Genomic DNA, 16,050 nt, shown 5'->3' on the forward strand with positions numbered 1-16,050 from the left:
CTGTTATTGACAGAGATTCGCCTATTTGATATGTGGATAATCGAAAAACTGTCCACTTATCCACATTTTCGTTTCTTTGATTTGCATTGGAATTAGTAAGTTAATGCCCTATTTTGCAACTGTTGAATTTGGGAATTGCGCAATGGCAAAGGAAGGATATACTTATGTGTACACAAGTCTCAGAAAGAGGTACGCCGATGTCGAAAGTAACAGTGGCAAAGTGGGGCAATAGCGAAGGGATTCGTATTCCCAAGGAAATCAGAGACGAGGCAAGGATTTCGGAAGGTACAGAGCTGGATATCTCTTATAAAGATGGTTCCATTGTGTTGACGCCAAGTACGGTTCGGACTGTAAAGGTCGGCAAATACGATGTTCCGGTACTCAGGGATTTGTTCAAAGGCTATACGGGTTCCTATCGAGGCGAAGAGTGGGACACTGGAGCCCCTGTTGGAAAGGAGATATGGTAATGCAGTTTTTCAAGGGTGATGTTATATGTACCGATTTCCAACCTTCAAAAGGACACGAACAAACCAAAAGACGCTATGCCGTAGTGATAAGCAACGATGATTTCAACAAAGAGTGTAATTTACAAATAGTATGTCCCATAAGTAATGGGGATAATGGATTTCCCCTGCATTTTAATATAGAAGATTCGTTATTGAGCGGACATGATACAAGGTATGGAAAGCTTTCCGGTTTCGTGCAAGTGGAGCAAATGAAATCTTTCGATCTGAATGCCCGAGATACCGAATATGTCGGACGGCTTTCGCCAGTGATGATGCGCAAACTCACGTCTACCGCTTTGTCCTGTTTGTATTGATTGCCAATAGTCTGTGTTGTGGCTATTCTTCCCGTTCCGCGTCAACTACCGTCCAGATAGATTGGGGCTCCGCAATGTTGAATAAGCATAGGAATAGGAGGCACGCGACGTTTGCAAGATGGAACGTAAGCGCTTACTATGGTTCTGAGCCGAGCTTTCGGTGCGTTAAATAACGGCAGAGAACCAACGGGTTTAGTCGATATATTCGGAGTAGTATCTCAGTCGGTTGCAAAGGAGCGATGATGACCGAATTGGTGATAGGGACGTTCAATCTGCAATGCACGATTCCCAATGACAGTGAGGCGCAGACCAGTCTTTTAAGGGAGAATTCGGTTGATATCTGTGCGTTGCAGGAGATAAATTTCGATAATTACCGCTTTGGCCCAGATCGGTTCAACAGCCTTTCCGCGTTCACAAAAGGCAACAACAGTTTTGTTGATTATCGCTACGCTCCTTCGATTGAATTCGCGCACGGTTCCATGGGTATCGGCATGGTCAGTGAACTTCCAGTGCAAAGCAGCGAGATCATATCGTTGTATTCCGAGGACGCCAAGCCGGAGACGATAGCCGAACTGCATAAGTGCTACAACGAGTATGATCCTCAAAAACCTGAGACGCTTGAACACCTCGAAGAATTCAACCGCCGTACCACTTCCATAGAACCGCGTGTAGCAATTCGCAGCCAATTCAAGATCGGCGATAAGTCCTTGGCATTCTATGCTACGCATCTGAGCTTTGAAACCGAGGCTTTGAGACATACCCAGCTCGTCCAGCTGAGAAACATGCTGCGTAAGGACCCTGCGGATTGCACCATTTTGGCCGGGGATTTGAACGTTGATCAGAGCACGAAGGAGCTTAATTTCCTGCGTGATGAGTTCACTCTTTCCAACGGTAACGGGGGAGTCTGGTACGACACGTTCTCGGGCATTGACGAAAACATGAAGGTCAATAGCGTCGATAACATTATCCTTTCCAAGAACATCCGGTTATTGGAAACGAAAATGATTCCGACTGATTTGTCCGATCACCAGCTGTTGACGGCGAAAATCGAACTTTCCTGATGTTATTTTCCGGTTTGTTTGCGTTGCCAGTCAAAGGATAACATGCATGGTTTTCTAGACATTTATTTATTTTATGTAATATTAGAAACTCCACTATTGTAATTTGCAAAAATTTGCGTAAGCGCTTACCATATAAACGGCGATGTGCACTAGAGCACGTCGACTACAAGGAGGTAGAGAAGTGAAAAAGAACATGGTTGTCAAGGCGTTGGCTGCTGTTGCCAGTCTGTCAATGCTTACGGGAATGGCTGCGTGCGGTTCGGGCGGCTCGTCGACTCAGGGGAATAGTGCTGCCGGCAGTGGTGACTGCAAGGTTTTCAAGAAGTACGGTAACCTCAAGGGCAAGACCGTCACGATGTTCTCGGGCTGGATGGACGAGGAAGGTGACGCCACCAATAAGTCGTTCGACAAGTTCCGTAATTGCACCGGCGCGAATGTCAAGTACGAAGGTTCTTCCGAGCTTTCCGTGCAGCTTCCTGTTCGTGTGAAGTCGGGTTCGGCGCCTGATATCGCCGTTGTTCCTCAGCCTGGAATGCTGAAGACCATGGTGAAAACCGGCAAGACCAAGGTCATGCCTGATTCTGTGAAAGCCAATATCGAAAAGTACTATACCAAGGATTGGCAGGAGTATAGCTCGGTAGACGGCAAGATTTACGGCATCGCGTTGGATGCTTCCACCAAGTCCTTCATCTGGTATTCCCCGAAGAAGTTTAAGGAGAAGGGTTACAAAGTTCCGCAGACTTGGGATGAGATGATGACTCTCACCAAGAAGATTGCTGCGGATACCAAGGGTACGGATGCCAAGCCTTGGTCAGTCGGTATTGAAAGTGGCGCCAGTACTGGTTGGCCCGCAACCGATTGGCTTGAAGATGCAGTGATTCGTTTCACCGATGTGGATACGTACAACAAGTGGGTTTCCCACGAGATTCCGTTCAACGATCCGAAGATTCTTGCTGCCTTCCAGCAAATTGGCAAGATTCTCAAGAACAATGACTACGTCAATGGCGGCTTGGGCGATTCTCAGTCCATCGCCTCGACTGCATGGCAGGACGCAGGTACGCCGCTGCTCAACGGCAAGGGCTACATGATGCACATGGCGCCGTTCTATCAGACCAACTTCAAGTCCGCGAATCCTGATATCAAAATAGCTCCTGACGGTGACGCCTGGGTGTTCCTGATGCCAGGCAAGACCAAGGATTCCAAGCCTGTCCTCGGTGGTGGCGACTTCGCCATTTCGTTCGCAAACCGTCCTGAAGTCAATGCGTTGCTCACCTATCTTTCCTCACCTGATTGGGCCAACGAGCGTGCCCGTCAGATGGGTGGCTGGGTCTATCCGAACAAGGGTCTGAATGTCTCGCTCTTGGGCTCTCAGCTCGACAAGCTCTCCTACAAGACTCTGATTGATCCTAAGACCGAGTTCCGTTTCGATGGTTCTGATCTGATGCCTTCTGAGGTTGGTGCAGGTAGCTTCTGGAAGAAGATGACCGAGTACTTCGCTCAGAATAAGTCCGAAAAGGAGACTCTTGATCAGATTGAGGCTTCTTGGCAGAGGGATGTCAACTGACACATGCTTGACTGAAGCATCACCTGTTGATTGGTTTTATACCGATCAACAGGGCGGACTTCAGATTAATAGACAATATAACGTGTGTTAATTGAATGATGTTGGGTGCGGCCTGATGCCGATTTTGCATCAGGCCGCATTCCATGAGCTGCTGGGAGGCAGTACCATGAATGTATTGATGCATCCATCGACAGATTTGCAAAAACTGCTGTTGATGGTAATTGCAATCCTTTTGTTTGTCGCCGTTGTGGGCTTGGTCCTTTTCCTCACCAACCTGCCGAAGCATATGCCATCTTGGGGTGTGGCCGCTACGTTCCTGTTCCCGGCGATTATATTGATTTGCTTTGGTTTGATTTATCCTGCAATCGTCACTTTCAAGAACTCGTTCTACGGCCGAGACGGAACACAAGGTGTCGGATGGGCCAATTACATCCAGATTTTCACGGAGCCGCAATTCCTGCGTGTGCTTCTGAACTCTGTATTATGGACTATCTTGGTACCATTGCTTTCCACCGCCGTCGGTCTGATTTATTCGGTGGTTGTCGATCGTACGCGTTTTGAAAAGCTCGCCAAGACCTTGATTTTCCTGCCGATGGCTATTTCGATGGTCGGCGCGTCCATCATCTGGAAATTCGTCTATGATCAGCGAGTCGGTTTGCTTTCCGCCGTTTATACCTGGGTCGCAAAATTGTTCGGGCATACGGTGCGGGCGCCGCAATGGCTGATGAATGCACCGTTGAATACATTCCTTCTGATTTTCGTCATGATCTGGATTGAAGCCGGTTATGCGATGACCGTGCTCTCCACAGCCATCAAGGGAATCCCCGAGGATCTGGTTGAGGCAGCACGTCTCGATGGCCTGAATGCGTGGCAACAATTCATCTATCTGACGATTCCGATGATTCGTCCGTCCATCGTCGTGGTCATCACCACCGTCGCGATGGCAGGCTTGAAGTCTTTCGATATAGTGCGAACCATGACAGCCGGCAACTATGACACCTCCGTCATAGCGAACGAATTCTATACGCAGTCGTTCCTGAACCAGAATACGGGACTTGGCGCGGCATTGGCGGTGCTGATGTTCATCATCGTCATTCCGGTGGTTGTCTTTAATGTCAGGCAGTTGAGAAAGTCGCAGGATGTACGATGAGTGAGAAGAAAAAAGCAAGAATATCACGTCGTGAGAAGGCTTTGATTCGTACCAAGAACAAGCTTTCTTCGCCTTGGGCCACTGCGATATCCATTATCATCGCGGTATTGTGGACCATTCCGACTGTCGGCCTGTTGGTCACCAGCTTCAGGCAGAACAGACTAGCCATTTCCACTTCAGGTTGGTGGACGAGCCTTCTGCCGAAGAACTGGTCCGATTTCGGCTTGGCAAACTACAAAACCGTTCTCGGCGGCACCTACAATCTGGGCGCCTATCTGACGAACTCGTTTGTCATCACCATTCCCGGTGTCCTCATCCCGATCAGCCTCGCCCTGCTCGCGGCCTATGCGTTCGCATGGTGCGATTTCCCGGGCAAGAACATCCTTTTCATCGCGGTGTTCTCGCTGCAGGTCGTCCCGGTGCAGGTCGCGATGATTCCTCTGCTCACTCAGTATGTGAACTGGGGCATCAACAACACCTTCTGGGTCATCTGGCTGACGCATACCATTTTCGGCCTCCCGCTGGCAATCTTCATGCTTCATAACTTCATGTGCGATATCCCCAGGGAGCTTATTGAGGCAGCCAGGGTTGATGGCGCAGGCGACGTTCAGATCTTCCTCAAAGTGGTTCTGCCGTTGATGGTTCCGGCCACGGCTTCCTTCGCAATCTTCCAGTTCCTCTGGGTTTGGAACGACCTGCTTGTCGCTTTGGCGTTCACCGGCAACACCGCTTCGACGGCACCGTTGACCGCACGCCTTTCCGACATGGTCGGCTCCCGCGGATCCGCATGGTACCTGTTGGCTCCTGGAGCCTTCATCGCCATGATTGTGCCTGTGCTGGTGTTCCTCTTCCTGCAGCGTTACTTCGTACGCGGCATGCTTGCCGGTGCAGTAAAGGGCTGATGGATTGTGACTCAGCATCCGAGCAAACAGATTGACTCGGAAGATGCCACAGCTTCCATTCATCGGGGGCAGAATACAAACTTCGATGAATGGGAGCTGTGGCAACATCTTCCTTCGCAGCCTATGGACGAAAAATGCTATCCGATTGATCCTTGGAAATTCGTCCGTTACGGTTCAACCGACGAGGAGAGCGCGACGTTGTTCTCGCTTTCCAACGGTTGTATCGGTGTACGCGGTGATTCCGGCAAACCACGATCTCTGGGATCGGGCACATTCCTCAACGGGTTTCATGAGACTTCACCCATCAGCCACAACGAGAACGCGCATGGATATTCGCGTGTCGGTCAGGCCATCCAAGGCGTTCCCGACGTCTGCGATTTTCGCTTCATCGTAGACGGCCGTGAGCTTTCCGGCGATGACCGGATATGGCAGGAAATCGACTTCAAAAAGGGGAGTGCAACCCGTTTCTATAAGTATGCACTCGAAGACGGTGCATGTCTGGAAATCGATATCACGACCATGGTGTGTCTGTTCCGCAGAGACCTGATGACGGTCACGGTACGTTTGCGTGCCGTCGGCGCCGACCTTCATCTTTCTGTTGAGGCACCAATCAATGTCGAGAATGTGCAAGGCGGAGAATCCGTTGGGCATGGAAGAATTCGTTCCGTAGCTGACAGCGGGCGCAAGCACCTTGACGTTGACGGTTTGACCTGTAACGACAACAACGAGACCTATGGGGCCTATCATTGTGTCAACTCCGGGATGGTCATGGCCGTCGGCTTTTCGCAGTTCCTTGATGGCGCATCGGTCCCGTCTTCATTCGATGTCGATTTGCGCGATGGGGCGGAGCAAACGCTGATTCGTTACGCCTCCTACAATTCACAGGATATTGAGCCGGTAGGTGTTTCCGAAGGGCTTAAGGTTGTCGTTTCAGAAGAAACGGACTCCTCGGAGTTGGTGAAACGTTGCGCCGAAACACTGCGATGGGCTTCAGGGCAAGGTGAGCGTGCGTTGTGCTCGCAACAGGAACAATGCCTTGCTGAATTCTGGAATCTTGCGGATATCTCCATCGAGGACGACAGCCAAGGACGCACCGAGCAGATCCTGCGCTGGGAACTGTTCCAGCTGGCCCAGGCCACGATGTTCATTCCTAATGGCGTCTCCGCCAAGGGAATGAGTGGCACAGGTTATTCCGGCCATTACTTCTGGGATACCGAGACCTATATTCTTCCGTTCCTCGCCTATACGTTCCCCGAACATGCAAGGAACATCCTTTCCTACCGTTTCCGCATGTTGCCGGCCGCTCGGAAACGTGCGAAGATGCTGGATGTAAACGGAGCCTTGTTCCCATGGCGTACTATCGACGGCGAGGAAGCATCGGGATACTTTGTGGCCAGCACCGCGCAGTATCATATCGATGCGGACATCGCCTATGCGGTATGCCAATATACCGCTGTTAGTGGCGACCGGGAGTTTCTCGCCCGTGAGGGTGTGGACCTGTTGGTCGAGACAGCACGGATGTGGGCAAGCCTCGGTTTCTTCGGCGAAGACGGCGCTTTCCATATCAACACCGTCACTGGGCCGGACGAATACACCGTTATGGTCAACGACAACTATTACACCAATGCCATGGCGCAGTTCAATCTTCGTGCAGCAGCCCGGGCATTGGACCAACTGGATTCTGATGACAGACTTGCTGCCGATAAGCGTCTTTCCATTGGGCAGAGTGAACCTGCAGACTGGCTTAAAGCTGCCGATAGCATGAAGTTGCCTTATGATTCGTCTCGTCAGATCCATTTGCAGGATGCCGATGTGCTGGCGCGTGAACCTTGGAATGGTGAGGGAGACATCAAACAACCGTTGTTCCTCCATTACCATCCCATCAATGTCTATCGTCGCCGCATACTCAAACAGACGGATACCGTTCTTGCGTTGTATCTGCTTTCATCGCAGTTCGATATCGATGCCAAGCGTCGGGATTTCGATTTCTATGACCCATTGACCATTCAGGATTCTTCGCTTTCGGCTTCTTCCCAAGCTATCATTGCTGCAGAAGTCGGCTATGAGGACTTGGCCATGCAGTATTTCCGGCGTTCGCTGTATGCGGATGTCGCCAATCTGCATCGCAATACACGTGACGGCATCCATCTTGCCTCGGCTGGTGGCGTCTGGCTTTCCGTGGTTGCAGGCTTTGGTGGTTTTCGAGATTCAGGTGGGCGTCAGCTTTCGATAGATCCTCATCTGCCGCCAACCTGGCGATCCATGACCTACCGTTTGAAGATACGGGGGTCTCTGATCGAGGTCAGGCTCGATAGCGACGGCGTCAAGCTTCGTCGTTTGACCGGCAGTCCCGTACGTCTTCTCGTCGAGGGAGAATCTCGTCAGGTTTAAGCTGTTGGTGGGAATCTGACCCGTTCTCTCGACCCTCGCACACATAAATCGATATACAATTGAACGACTATTGATGGATGGTGGTGTGCATGGTTTCAAAGACGAACGCAAAAGCGAGAATAGAAGATGTGGCCGTCGAAGCGAATGTTTCCACGGCCACGGTTTCCCGTGCCATTCACGGTTTGTCCGGGGTGAGCAATGAAACCCGGCGTAAGGTTCTTTCGGTCGCCCGCTCCATGGGCTATTCACCCTCGCATAGCGCGATGTCCCTTGCCAGCGGCTCGACGCAATCGGTGGGATTGGTACTTCCTGATGTTTCCCGATGGTTTTTCGCTAATGCGGTGGAAGCGGCGGAACTGCTGCTCAGAACCATGAACTATGATGCGTTGGTTTATTCGTTGCCTGATTATGTTTCGGGGGGAAGGCCACGGTTCAATCCCGAAGTGCTGCGCAGTAAGGTCGATGCCGTCGCGGTTTTGTCGCTTTTCTTCGACGATGAGGAAGTTCGTCAGCTTCGTTCGTTGGATGTCCCGGTTGCTTTCCTTTCGGTGATTCAGCCGGGATTTTCACATGTGGGCATCGATGACGAACAGGCGATGGAAATGGCTTGTGAGCATCTTATCGGCTTCGGACACAAGGTGATCGGGCATCTTTCGGGCATGACCAATGACAAATGCCCAAGTGCGCCGACCCAGCGCCGTCGAAATGCCTGGATCGAAAGCCTTAAAAGTCACAGGCTTGAATGTGGTCCGGATCTTGAGTCGCCGGCCGATATCATGACTGCTAAAAACGGCTTTATCGCAACCAACATTTTATTGGATCGGCGTCCTGATATCACCGGTATCGTTGCGTCTTCCGACGAGATGGCGATGGGTGCGATACAGGCCTTGCGCAATCGTGGGATTCTACCCGGACGTGAAGTCTCCGTTGTCGGCATTGACGGGCACGATCTTTCCGCTGCCTTCGACCTCACTTCCGTCGAGCAACCGGTTCAGGATGAGAGCCGAGAAATGGTCAATGTGCTGTTACGGCAAATCAAGGGGGAAACACATATCCAGCAGAAACTGTTCCCGACACGTCTTGTCGTCCGAGGCTCGTCAGGGCCGCCAGTTCGCTGAGTTTCCCGACGAATGGTGCCAGGAAACTCAGCGAACCGGATAAAACGCAGACTTAGAGCTGGCGGTATGAGAAATCGCGAATTTTTTGCAGAGCTGCAGCACTTTCCTCCAGCCATGTCATACAAACCGGATAGACGTGTCCCAAGGTTTCACCGGGTTGCGTATGCGGATTGTTGAGGTAGAAATCGCGGCCATGTGCGCTCAAGACCGTGCTCAATTTCATGGTCTCGGTTTGGATGAAGTCATCGTTCGACGTATTGAGGAACAGGGGCGGTAGATCCACGTTGCGGCACATATAATCTAGGTTGGTCCAATCGCTGGCTTTTTTGATAAGAGGGCCAAAGAACGACGGTGCGATTGTTGAAAGGGTGCTGGTGTCTGCCTTCTCGGAGGTCAGCGGATTCTGCTGCGCTCCCGGCGTGTAGGCAGCAATGTCGAACAGACCGGAAATGTAGGCGGCGCCCTTGATGTTTAATCCCGTGCGCCTGATGCCCAGTGCTTCGGCCATTGTTTCAGAGCGTTCGATGGCTGTGGAATAGAGTCCCAACGTGCCGCCGGCCGAGTCCCCGGTAATGAAAATCGAATTCCGGTCGACCGGGTAATTATCCAAATGCGCTGAAATCCAAGCGAAAGCCGCTTCGATGTCAGCAAGCTGGCCGAGGAAATCCGTTTGCGGCATCGGCCGATAATTCAGTGAGAAAACGGCGAAACCCTGCTCCGCCAAGTGGGTGTTGAAGTTACGGTTGAGCTCCTTGTAGCCGTATACGAATCCGCCTCCATGAATGTCGATATAGACCGGAAGGGATTTGCCCGCGCGCACCACCGCGTCGTGAGGCAGATAAAGGTCGAGCTTATGGCCGCGAATTTGGCCGGCACTTCCGCAATAGGGGATATCGGCGATTACATCGATGCCCTCAGGGTCCTGCCAATAACTGTTGCGAGGCATATCGCCGCGGCCCATGCCAAGTCGGGTCGATAGAACGGCGTTGGCCAGGTTCGGGTCACAGTCGGCAAGGTCCTCGTCCAATTGTGTCCACGTTTGCAGGATTTTGCGTTCATCATCGTCGATTTTGAGCCCAGTTCCGGTCATAGGGATTCCTTTCAGTATCAGTAATGCTCCATTGCGCTACATTCGGAAGAACCGGATGATAGTGTAAACAGTTTGATTTTAGACAATTGCGCCGACTGTGTCGCGGCTTTTTGAATTTTGGCCATGTCGGATATTTGCCACTCAATCCTGCAGGAAATTGATCGATATCGGTATTGTGCTTTGCCCATGTGTTGCGTTTGTTTGTCGCCTATCCGACGCTTGATCGGCGCACGACCTTGTGAAGCGGTTGTCTTGTGTCTGTCCGACGGCCGGCCCATCAATCGTTGATTAATGTGTAGCCGTGGCTGGCGATGACTGACTTGAGCTTCTCCAGATAGCTTTCGGCGGCGTTGGAAAGGTTGGCGCGCTCGTTGGTGATCCAGCCAAGCAGCATGGTCTCGTCGGTGTCGAGCGGAACAGTGACGATCTTTTCGTTGTTGAGGTCGCCGTTGTCGATGCCGGTGCACACCGTGTAGCCGTTGAGTCCGATGATGAAGTTCAGAATCGTCGCGCGGTCGGTGACGGTGATGAGCTTGGGGGAGTCCTTGGGCCAGACGGCTTCCTCGGCGAAGTAGAAGCTGCCTTCCTCGCCCTGTTCGTACTGAATGAACGGATAGGGTTTGAGGTCGTCCATCGTGACTTTCTTCTTCGTCGCGAGCGGGTTGTTGCGCGAGATGAATACGTGCAGCGGGGCGCGAAAGAGAGGATGGAACTCGAGGTGCTTGCTTCGCAGCAGCTTACCGATGACGTCCTTGTTGAAATCGGAGAGGTAAAGGATGCCGATTTCGGAAAGCATGTTGGCGACCTGGTCGATGATGTCACGCGTGCGGGTCTCACGAATGGTGAATTCGTATTCGTCGGATTCGATGGAATTAATCATTTCCACAAAGGCTTCTACGGCGAACATATAGTGCTGGGTAGAGACGCTGCACAGCTGCTTGCGCGGCTTGGCGTGCTTGTAGCGTTCCTCCATCAGCTCGGCCTGATCAAGTACTTGGCGAGCATAGGTGAGGAATTCGGCGCCATCGACGGTCAGCGCGATGCCTTGCGAAGAACGGGTGAAGATCTCGATGCCCATCTCGTGCTCAAGTTCCTTGACCGAAGAACTTAGCGCGGGCTGAGAGACGTACAGCTCGTGCGAGGCCTCGTTCATCGAGCCGCACTCCACGATCTTGACGATATATTTCAGCTGCAGCAGTGTCATATCCAAAGTTTATAACAAAGTGTGTATCGAGTGGATTAACTTATAACAACTTCTGACATTGATATTGTCGTTGCAGGCCACGTCATTCAACGCGTAAATAGATACAAATATCTTGGCGATATTCAGATTTTTACGCCCAGACGCCGCAGCTCTTTCCTCGCATCCGAAGCGTCGTTGAAATGTATACCTTGGATACCAACGGCTTTGGCGCCATCGACATTGGCTTGCGTATCATCGAAGAACACCGTTTGCGCGGCGTCAAGGCCGAAGCGGCTCAAGGCAAGGTTGAAGATATCGGCGTTCGGCTTGTGCATCTTTTCGACGCCCGAAACCACTGTATCCTGCAACAGACGTTCCAACTGCGGGAACTTTTCGAAGGCCAGATGGAACGTTTCGTGCGACCAATTGGTCAGCCCCCAGACACCATAACCGGCCTCACGTAGATCCGTCAGCAGCGCTTCCATTCCGTCGATCATTTTCGGCAGGGCATCGTCATAGTGCTCGATGTAATAGGTGAACGCTTTGGCCAAATCATCGCCGTATTGTTTCCGATAATCCTTGATGACATCAGCGAAATCGTCGCCCGCATCCATACGAGCCTCGGCGGCGAAGAACCCGTAGGTGTCATCTTCGTCCGCGCACAGGGTGTCAACGAATTTCTGCGGGAAATGGCCCAGAAGGCACGGCCGATAGTTCAGCTCGACGAGCACGCCGCAGAAGTCGAACATGACATCGTGGATTTCGCCGTTCCGGTTGGCAACGTCATTGTCATCAACGTTATTCATCATTGTTTCCTGCTTCTTCTTTGGTTTCGGTTTCGTGTGCCGGTATTGTCAAAACTGGCCAATTGACCATACTATACCTAGTTCTGCAGCAATTCCTCAAATGTCTGAGGCAGTGCTGCAATCACATCAGTCGCCACAATCGGATGTCCAGGTTTGCCTTCCGGCGTGATGGTGCCATCCGCATCGAAAACCTCGGGCGGCTCCCAGCCGTGCTGGTCGGACTCGGCGGCAAGGCTGGCGGCGTAACCGTGGATATAGCTTGCACCGGCTGCGGTCATAACGTCGAGGCTCGGGTCGCGTTGCAATGCCTCCTCACCTTGTTGTGCCAGCATTCCGGCCATTACTCCGGCCAACACGTCTCCGGCTCCGGCGGTTGCCAACCATGCCGGTCCGCTGCCGGAAATACAGGTTACGGTCATCTTGCGTGTGCCATCGCCGTTTTCGGTTCCTGCTTCGGTTCCGGCAGGTAGACCAGCCACATTTGAATCGCCTACGACGATGGTCACCGCGCCTTTGAGCAACACGGTCGCACCAGTCAGTTCGTGCGCCCGCTTGGCCCAACGCCAGGGTTCGGCAGTGATATCTGGCGTGTCAACGTCTTCGCCGCAGCGGCGCAGCAACGCCGCAAGCTCACCGGCATGCGGCGTGATGACGACATGGGCCGGCACGCGTTCCGGCAGCAGATCAAGCGCGCCCGCATCGACGCAGATCGGCGGCATGGACCAAGGTTCGCGCTCGTAATCGATGCTTGAATCGGCATTGTTCCGGACGGTCCCGGTTTGTTCGGAAACGTCCGGGGTTTTTCCCTTATCCAGATCATGGACCGGGATCTCGGTTTCGTCGCTGATTGCGGAATCTGTCTCGTTCGACAATGCATAGTGTTTGAGCAGCGCCGCAATGGCTTCTCGCTGGCTATCTTGGCCTTTCGGGCTATGTTTGCCGGAATTCTCATTGCTGGTATCGTTCATGGCTTCCGCTGTAGGAACACCAGAACCGACGGCCCAAGCTTGAACGCGCCCTTTGCCGAGAACAATTTCGGGAGCGTTACGCAATACCATATCGGACGCGTTCACCGGTCCCATATAACGTACCATGCCGATATTGGAACGGGCGGCCGCACCGGAACTCAGTACGGCAGCACCGGGATATTTTGCCGATCCGGTAATCAGTCCGACAACGCCGCGGGAATATTTCGAATCGGATGGTTTCGGGAGTCGTATCATATTTCCAGCCGTCTCATCGATTGAAGAAACGACGGGATAGGCGTATGTGATGTCGAAACCGAAATCGACCAAAATCGTACGTCCGCAGGCGAAACTTGCCGGAGGCAGCATCGCGCAAGGCTTCATCGCGCCGAACATCACCGTAACGTCGGCTGGAATATAGCTGCCGGGCAACGTGCCGTCGTTCACGCCGACACCGGAAGGCGTATCGATGGCGACCACAAGCGGCTTCTGCTCTTGTTCGGTGCCGACAACGGAATTCGGCTTCTCCATTTCCGTCCCATCATCGTTGGTGGGATGAAGGATATTCGCCATCGTTGCAGCAGGTCCGCGCAGGGCGCCTTTCACGCCGATACCAGTCATCGCGTCAAGAATCACGTCGGCCTGTTGCGTCAATTCGATTGCCGCTTGTAGGCGTTCTCCGGCCTCGCCTGCGCTGAAACCGGACGCAACGCCGGGGATGTCGGCTTCCGGATTGACGATCAGCAACCGTCCGCCGCTGCGGGTGAAGGCCAGCAGACCTTGCAAATGCAGGGATTTGCCGACGGCAATGGCCGTAACCTGGGCACCGGCGCGAGCCAATTGAGCAGCGGCGAAAAGCCCGTCTCCGCCATTGTCTCCGGCACCGGCCAACAGCACGACTTTGGAGTCGACGATATCGATATCATGCTCGTCAAGCAATTCGGCGGTCACCCTTGCGGCGGCGGAGGCGGCCATGCGCATCAGCGGCACGCCTTGATCAAGCAACGGACGTTCCATGCCGCGCACGGTTTCGATGCTGTAGGCCCGCCGTTGGAGCAGTGATTTGCGCATCAGTTCCGTCATCGTTACCTCGTCCATCATGTGCTTTCCGCTTTATCCGAACAGAGCGGCAAACGATGATGTCTGCCGCTCCTTATCCATTGCTATCTCATATCGTAGCTTATCTATTGCGTTTGCTGTTATTCTTCGGCCACCAAGTCGAGATAATCGTCGCTCCACAGATCCTCGTCACCATCCGGCATCAAGAGCACGCGCTCGGGGTTGAGTGCCTTGACCGCGCCCTCGTCGTGGGTGACCAGAATGATGGCACCCTCGTATTTGGCGATGGCCTTGAGAATCTCGTCGCGAGAGACCGGGTCGAGGTTGTTGGTCGGCTCGTCGAGCAACAGCACGTTGGCGCGCGAAGTCACCAACGTCGCCAGCGCGAGCCTGGTCTGTTCGCCGCCGGAAAGCACCTTGGCCGGTTTGAACGCGTCATCACCGGAGAATAGGAAACTGCCAAGAATCGAACGGGCGTGTGTGTCGTCAAGGTCGGGAGCAACGTGCTGCAGATTCTCAAGCACGGTCGCTTCCATCTCCAACGTATCGTGTTCCTGTGCGAAATAGCCGATCTTGCAGCCATGACCGTAGACGACCTCGCCGGTGTCGGGCTTGTCCTCGCCGGCCAGAATGCGCAGCGTTGTCGTCTTGCCTGCGCCGTTATAACCTAGAATGACCACCCGTGAGCCCTTGTCGATGGCCAGATTAATGCCGCTGAATACGATATTCGAGCCGAACGCCTTGGATATCTCTTTGGCCATGATCGGCGTCTTGCCGCAGGGCGCCGGTTCCGGGAAACGGATGTCGGCCACTTTCTCCTGTCGTTCGGCCTCGCTGGTCTCGCTCAACAGACGCTCCGCACGACGCATCATGTTCTGCGCCGCGACGGCCTTGGTCGCCTTGGCGTGCAGGCGGATACCCTGCTTCATCAGACGTGCGGCCTTCTTCTCGGCAACCTCGCGCTCGCGGCGGCGACGTTCCTCGTCCACAACACGCTGCTTCAGATAGGCCTTCCAGCCCAACGAATACATATCGATCTGGGCGGTCTGCGCATCCAGGTGCCAAACCTTGTTCACCACTTCGTCCAGCAGCTCCGTGGAGTGGGAGATGACCAGGAACCCGCCCTCAAAGCGCTTCAGGTAGCCGCGCAGCCACTCGATTGAGTCGGCATCCAAATGGTTGGTTGGTTCGTCGAGGATCAGTGTGTCAGCGTCGGAGAACAAAATACGTGCAAGTTCGATGCGGCGCTTCTGACCGCCGGAAAGCGTGCCGATTGGTTGCTGCATCGTCTCGTTGGGAAGGCCAAGGCTCGCGGCCATCGAAATCGCCTCGGATTGCGCCGCGTAGCCGCCGGCCTTGTCGAACGCCTGCATGGCCTTGTCGTACTTGTCCATCGCCTTTTCCATGACCTTCGGGTTCTCGTTGGTCATTTCCTTTTCGGCCTTGCGCATGCGTTTGATGATGGCGGCGATATCACGGGCGCTCATCATGCGGTCAAGCGCCGTCTGCTCAGGGTCGTCGGCATGCGTGTCCTGCGGCAGGTATCCGAGTTTGCCGGAGATACGCACCTTGCCGGCCGTGGGTAAGAGGTCGCCGGTGATGACGCGGGTCAAGGTGGTCTTGCCGGCGCCGTTGCGCCCGACGAGGCCGATCTTGTCGCCCTTGCTCACATGAAAATCAGTGGGATTGAGCAGTGTCCGTGCCCCGATCTGAATTTCCAGCCCTTGCGCCTCGATTGCCATACCTTATTACCTATCCTGTTGTTATTACGAAATTGCGGCCAAATATACCAACATGCCATCATAGCGACACGTCTGCTTTTATTGAAGCAATAAATTGTACGGCGTAATCGGACTGGCGGTAGAACTTCGGGTTTCCGCCAATAACGTAAGTTACGGAAGCATCTTTTTATTTTGTGGGTTGATGCTTAAGGATAAGTAC

13 protein-coding genes are annotated in these 16,050 nt (G+C 53.3%); 8 read left to right on the plus strand and 5 right to left on the minus strand.

Annotation, left to right across the window (positions count from 1 at the left end; translation table 11 throughout):
• The first annotated feature begins 197 nt into the window (after nucleotides 1-197).
• The 8 genes from OZX72_RS04545 (at nucleotide 198) to OZX72_RS04580 (ending at nucleotide 9,006) form a co-directional block, all read left to right on the plus strand.
• Nucleotides 198-467, plus strand: a complete 270-nt coding sequence (locus OZX72_RS04545; protein ID WP_277159216.1) for an AbrB/MazE/SpoVT family DNA-binding domain-containing protein — start codon at nucleotides 198-200, stop codon at nucleotides 465-467.
• The gene (locus OZX72_RS04550; RefSeq protein WP_277159217.1) at nucleotides 461-820 is read left to right on the plus strand and encodes a type II toxin-antitoxin system PemK/MazF family toxin; all 360 of its coding nucleotides are present in this window, start codon (nucleotides 461-463) and stop codon (nucleotides 818-820) included. Before OZX72_RS04545 ends, OZX72_RS04550 begins: the two co-directional genes overlap by 7 nt.
• Before the next feature lie 239 nt (nucleotides 821-1,059).
• Nucleotides 1,060-1,881: an endonuclease/exonuclease/phosphatase family protein gene (locus OZX72_RS04555; RefSeq protein ID WP_277159218.1), complete on the plus strand. Its 822-nt coding sequence runs from the start codon at nucleotides 1,060-1,062 to the stop codon at nucleotides 1,879-1,881.
• Nucleotides 1,882-2,062: 181 nt separating this feature from the next.
• Entirely contained in the window at nucleotides 2,063-3,445 is a 1,383-nt protein-coding gene (locus OZX72_RS04560; protein WP_277159219.1) for an ABC transporter substrate-binding protein, read from the plus strand.
• A gap of 214 nt (nucleotides 3,446-3,659) precedes the next feature.
• The gene (locus OZX72_RS04565) at nucleotides 3,660-4,595 is read left to right on the plus strand and encodes a sugar ABC transporter permease (RefSeq protein WP_277159220.1); all 936 of its coding nucleotides are present in this window, start codon (nucleotides 3,660-3,662) and stop codon (nucleotides 4,593-4,595) included.
• A complete protein-coding gene (locus OZX72_RS04570) occupies nucleotides 4,592-5,497 on the plus strand; it encodes a carbohydrate ABC transporter permease (protein WP_277159221.1) in 906 nt (301 codons plus the stop codon). Before OZX72_RS04565 ends, OZX72_RS04570 begins: the two co-directional genes overlap by 4 nt.
• Before the next feature lie 6 nt (nucleotides 5,498-5,503).
• Nucleotides 5,504-7,888, plus strand: a complete 2,385-nt coding sequence (locus tag OZX72_RS04575; RefSeq protein WP_277159223.1) for a glycosyl hydrolase family 65 protein — start codon at nucleotides 5,504-5,506, stop codon at nucleotides 7,886-7,888.
• Between the two features lie 89 nt (nucleotides 7,889-7,977).
• Nucleotides 7,978-9,006, plus strand: coding sequence for a LacI family DNA-binding transcriptional regulator (locus OZX72_RS04580; protein ID WP_277159224.1), 1,029 nt, complete (start codon nucleotides 7,978-7,980; stop codon nucleotides 9,004-9,006).
• A gap of 52 nt (nucleotides 9,007-9,058) precedes the next feature.
• Here the strand turns inward: OZX72_RS04580 and OZX72_RS04585 are convergent, their stop codons facing one another.
• The 5 genes from OZX72_RS04585 to OZX72_RS04605 form a co-directional block, all read right to left on the minus strand.
• On the minus strand, nucleotides 9,059-10,096 hold the full coding sequence (locus OZX72_RS04585; RefSeq protein WP_277159225.1) for an alpha/beta hydrolase: 1,038 nt from the start codon (nucleotides 10,094-10,096) through the stop codon (nucleotides 9,059-9,061).
• Nucleotides 10,097-10,373: 277 nt separating this feature from the next.
• Nucleotides 10,374-11,300, minus strand: a complete 927-nt coding sequence (locus tag OZX72_RS04590) for a LysR family transcriptional regulator (RefSeq protein WP_277159226.1) — start codon at nucleotides 11,298-11,300, stop codon at nucleotides 10,374-10,376.
• A gap of 122 nt (nucleotides 11,301-11,422) precedes the next feature.
• Nucleotides 11,423-12,088, minus strand: coding sequence for an HAD family phosphatase (locus OZX72_RS04595; protein ID WP_277159227.1), 666 nt, complete (start codon nucleotides 12,086-12,088; stop codon nucleotides 11,423-11,425).
• A 74-nt stretch (nucleotides 12,089-12,162) separates the two neighbouring features.
• Nucleotides 12,163-14,151: a bifunctional ADP-dependent NAD(P)H-hydrate dehydratase/NAD(P)H-hydrate epimerase gene (locus OZX72_RS04600; protein WP_277159228.1), complete on the minus strand. Its 1,989-nt coding sequence runs from the start codon at nucleotides 14,149-14,151 to the stop codon at nucleotides 12,163-12,165.
• A 98-nt stretch (nucleotides 14,152-14,249) separates the two neighbouring features.
• Nucleotides 14,250-15,851, minus strand: coding sequence for an ABC-F family ATP-binding cassette domain-containing protein (locus OZX72_RS04605; RefSeq protein ID WP_277159229.1), 1,602 nt, complete (start codon nucleotides 15,849-15,851; stop codon nucleotides 14,250-14,252).
• Nucleotides 15,852-16,050 lie beyond the last annotated feature (199 nt).

Source organism: Bifidobacterium sp. ESL0769, assembly GCF_029395495.1.
In the GTDB taxonomy this organism is placed as follows: Bacteria; Actinomycetota; Actinomycetes; order Actinomycetales; family Bifidobacteriaceae; genus Bifidobacterium.

Bases quoted from the DNA above. Each gene is read 5' to 3' on its own strand.
- OZX72_RS04555 (WP_277159218.1), top strand. From the start codon at position 1,060: ATGATGACCGAATTGGTGATAGGGACGTTCAATCTGCAATGCACGATT.
- OZX72_RS04585 (WP_277159225.1), bottom strand. From the start codon at position 10,096: ATGACCGGAACTGGGCTCAAAATCGACGATGATGAACGCAAAATCCTG.
- OZX72_RS04550 (WP_277159217.1), top strand. From the start codon at position 461: ATGGTAATGCAGTTTTTCAAGGGTGATGTTATATGTACCGATTTCCAA.
- OZX72_RS04600 (WP_277159228.1), bottom strand. From the start codon at position 14,151: ATGATGGACGAGGTAACGATGACGGAACTGATGCGCAAATCACTGCTC.
- OZX72_RS04570 (WP_277159221.1), top strand. From the start codon at position 4,592: ATGAGTGAGAAGAAAAAAGCAAGAATATCACGTCGTGAGAAGGCTTTG.
- OZX72_RS04545 (WP_277159216.1), top strand. From the start codon at position 198: ATGTCGAAAGTAACAGTGGCAAAGTGGGGCAATAGCGAAGGGATTCGT.
- OZX72_RS04605 (WP_277159229.1), bottom strand. From the start codon at position 15,851: ATGGCAATCGAGGCGCAAGGGCTGGAAATTCAGATCGGGGCACGGACA.
- OZX72_RS04580 (WP_277159224.1), top strand. From the start codon at position 7,978: ATGGTTTCAAAGACGAACGCAAAAGCGAGAATAGAAGATGTGGCCGTC.
- OZX72_RS04590 (WP_277159226.1), bottom strand. From the start codon at position 11,300: ATGACACTGCTGCAGCTGAAATATATCGTCAAGATCGTGGAGTGCGGC.
- OZX72_RS04595 (WP_277159227.1), bottom strand. From the start codon at position 12,088: ATGATGAATAACGTTGATGACAATGACGTTGCCAACCGGAACGGCGAA.
- OZX72_RS04565 (WP_277159220.1), top strand. From the start codon at position 3,660: ATGGTAATTGCAATCCTTTTGTTTGTCGCCGTTGTGGGCTTGGTCCTT.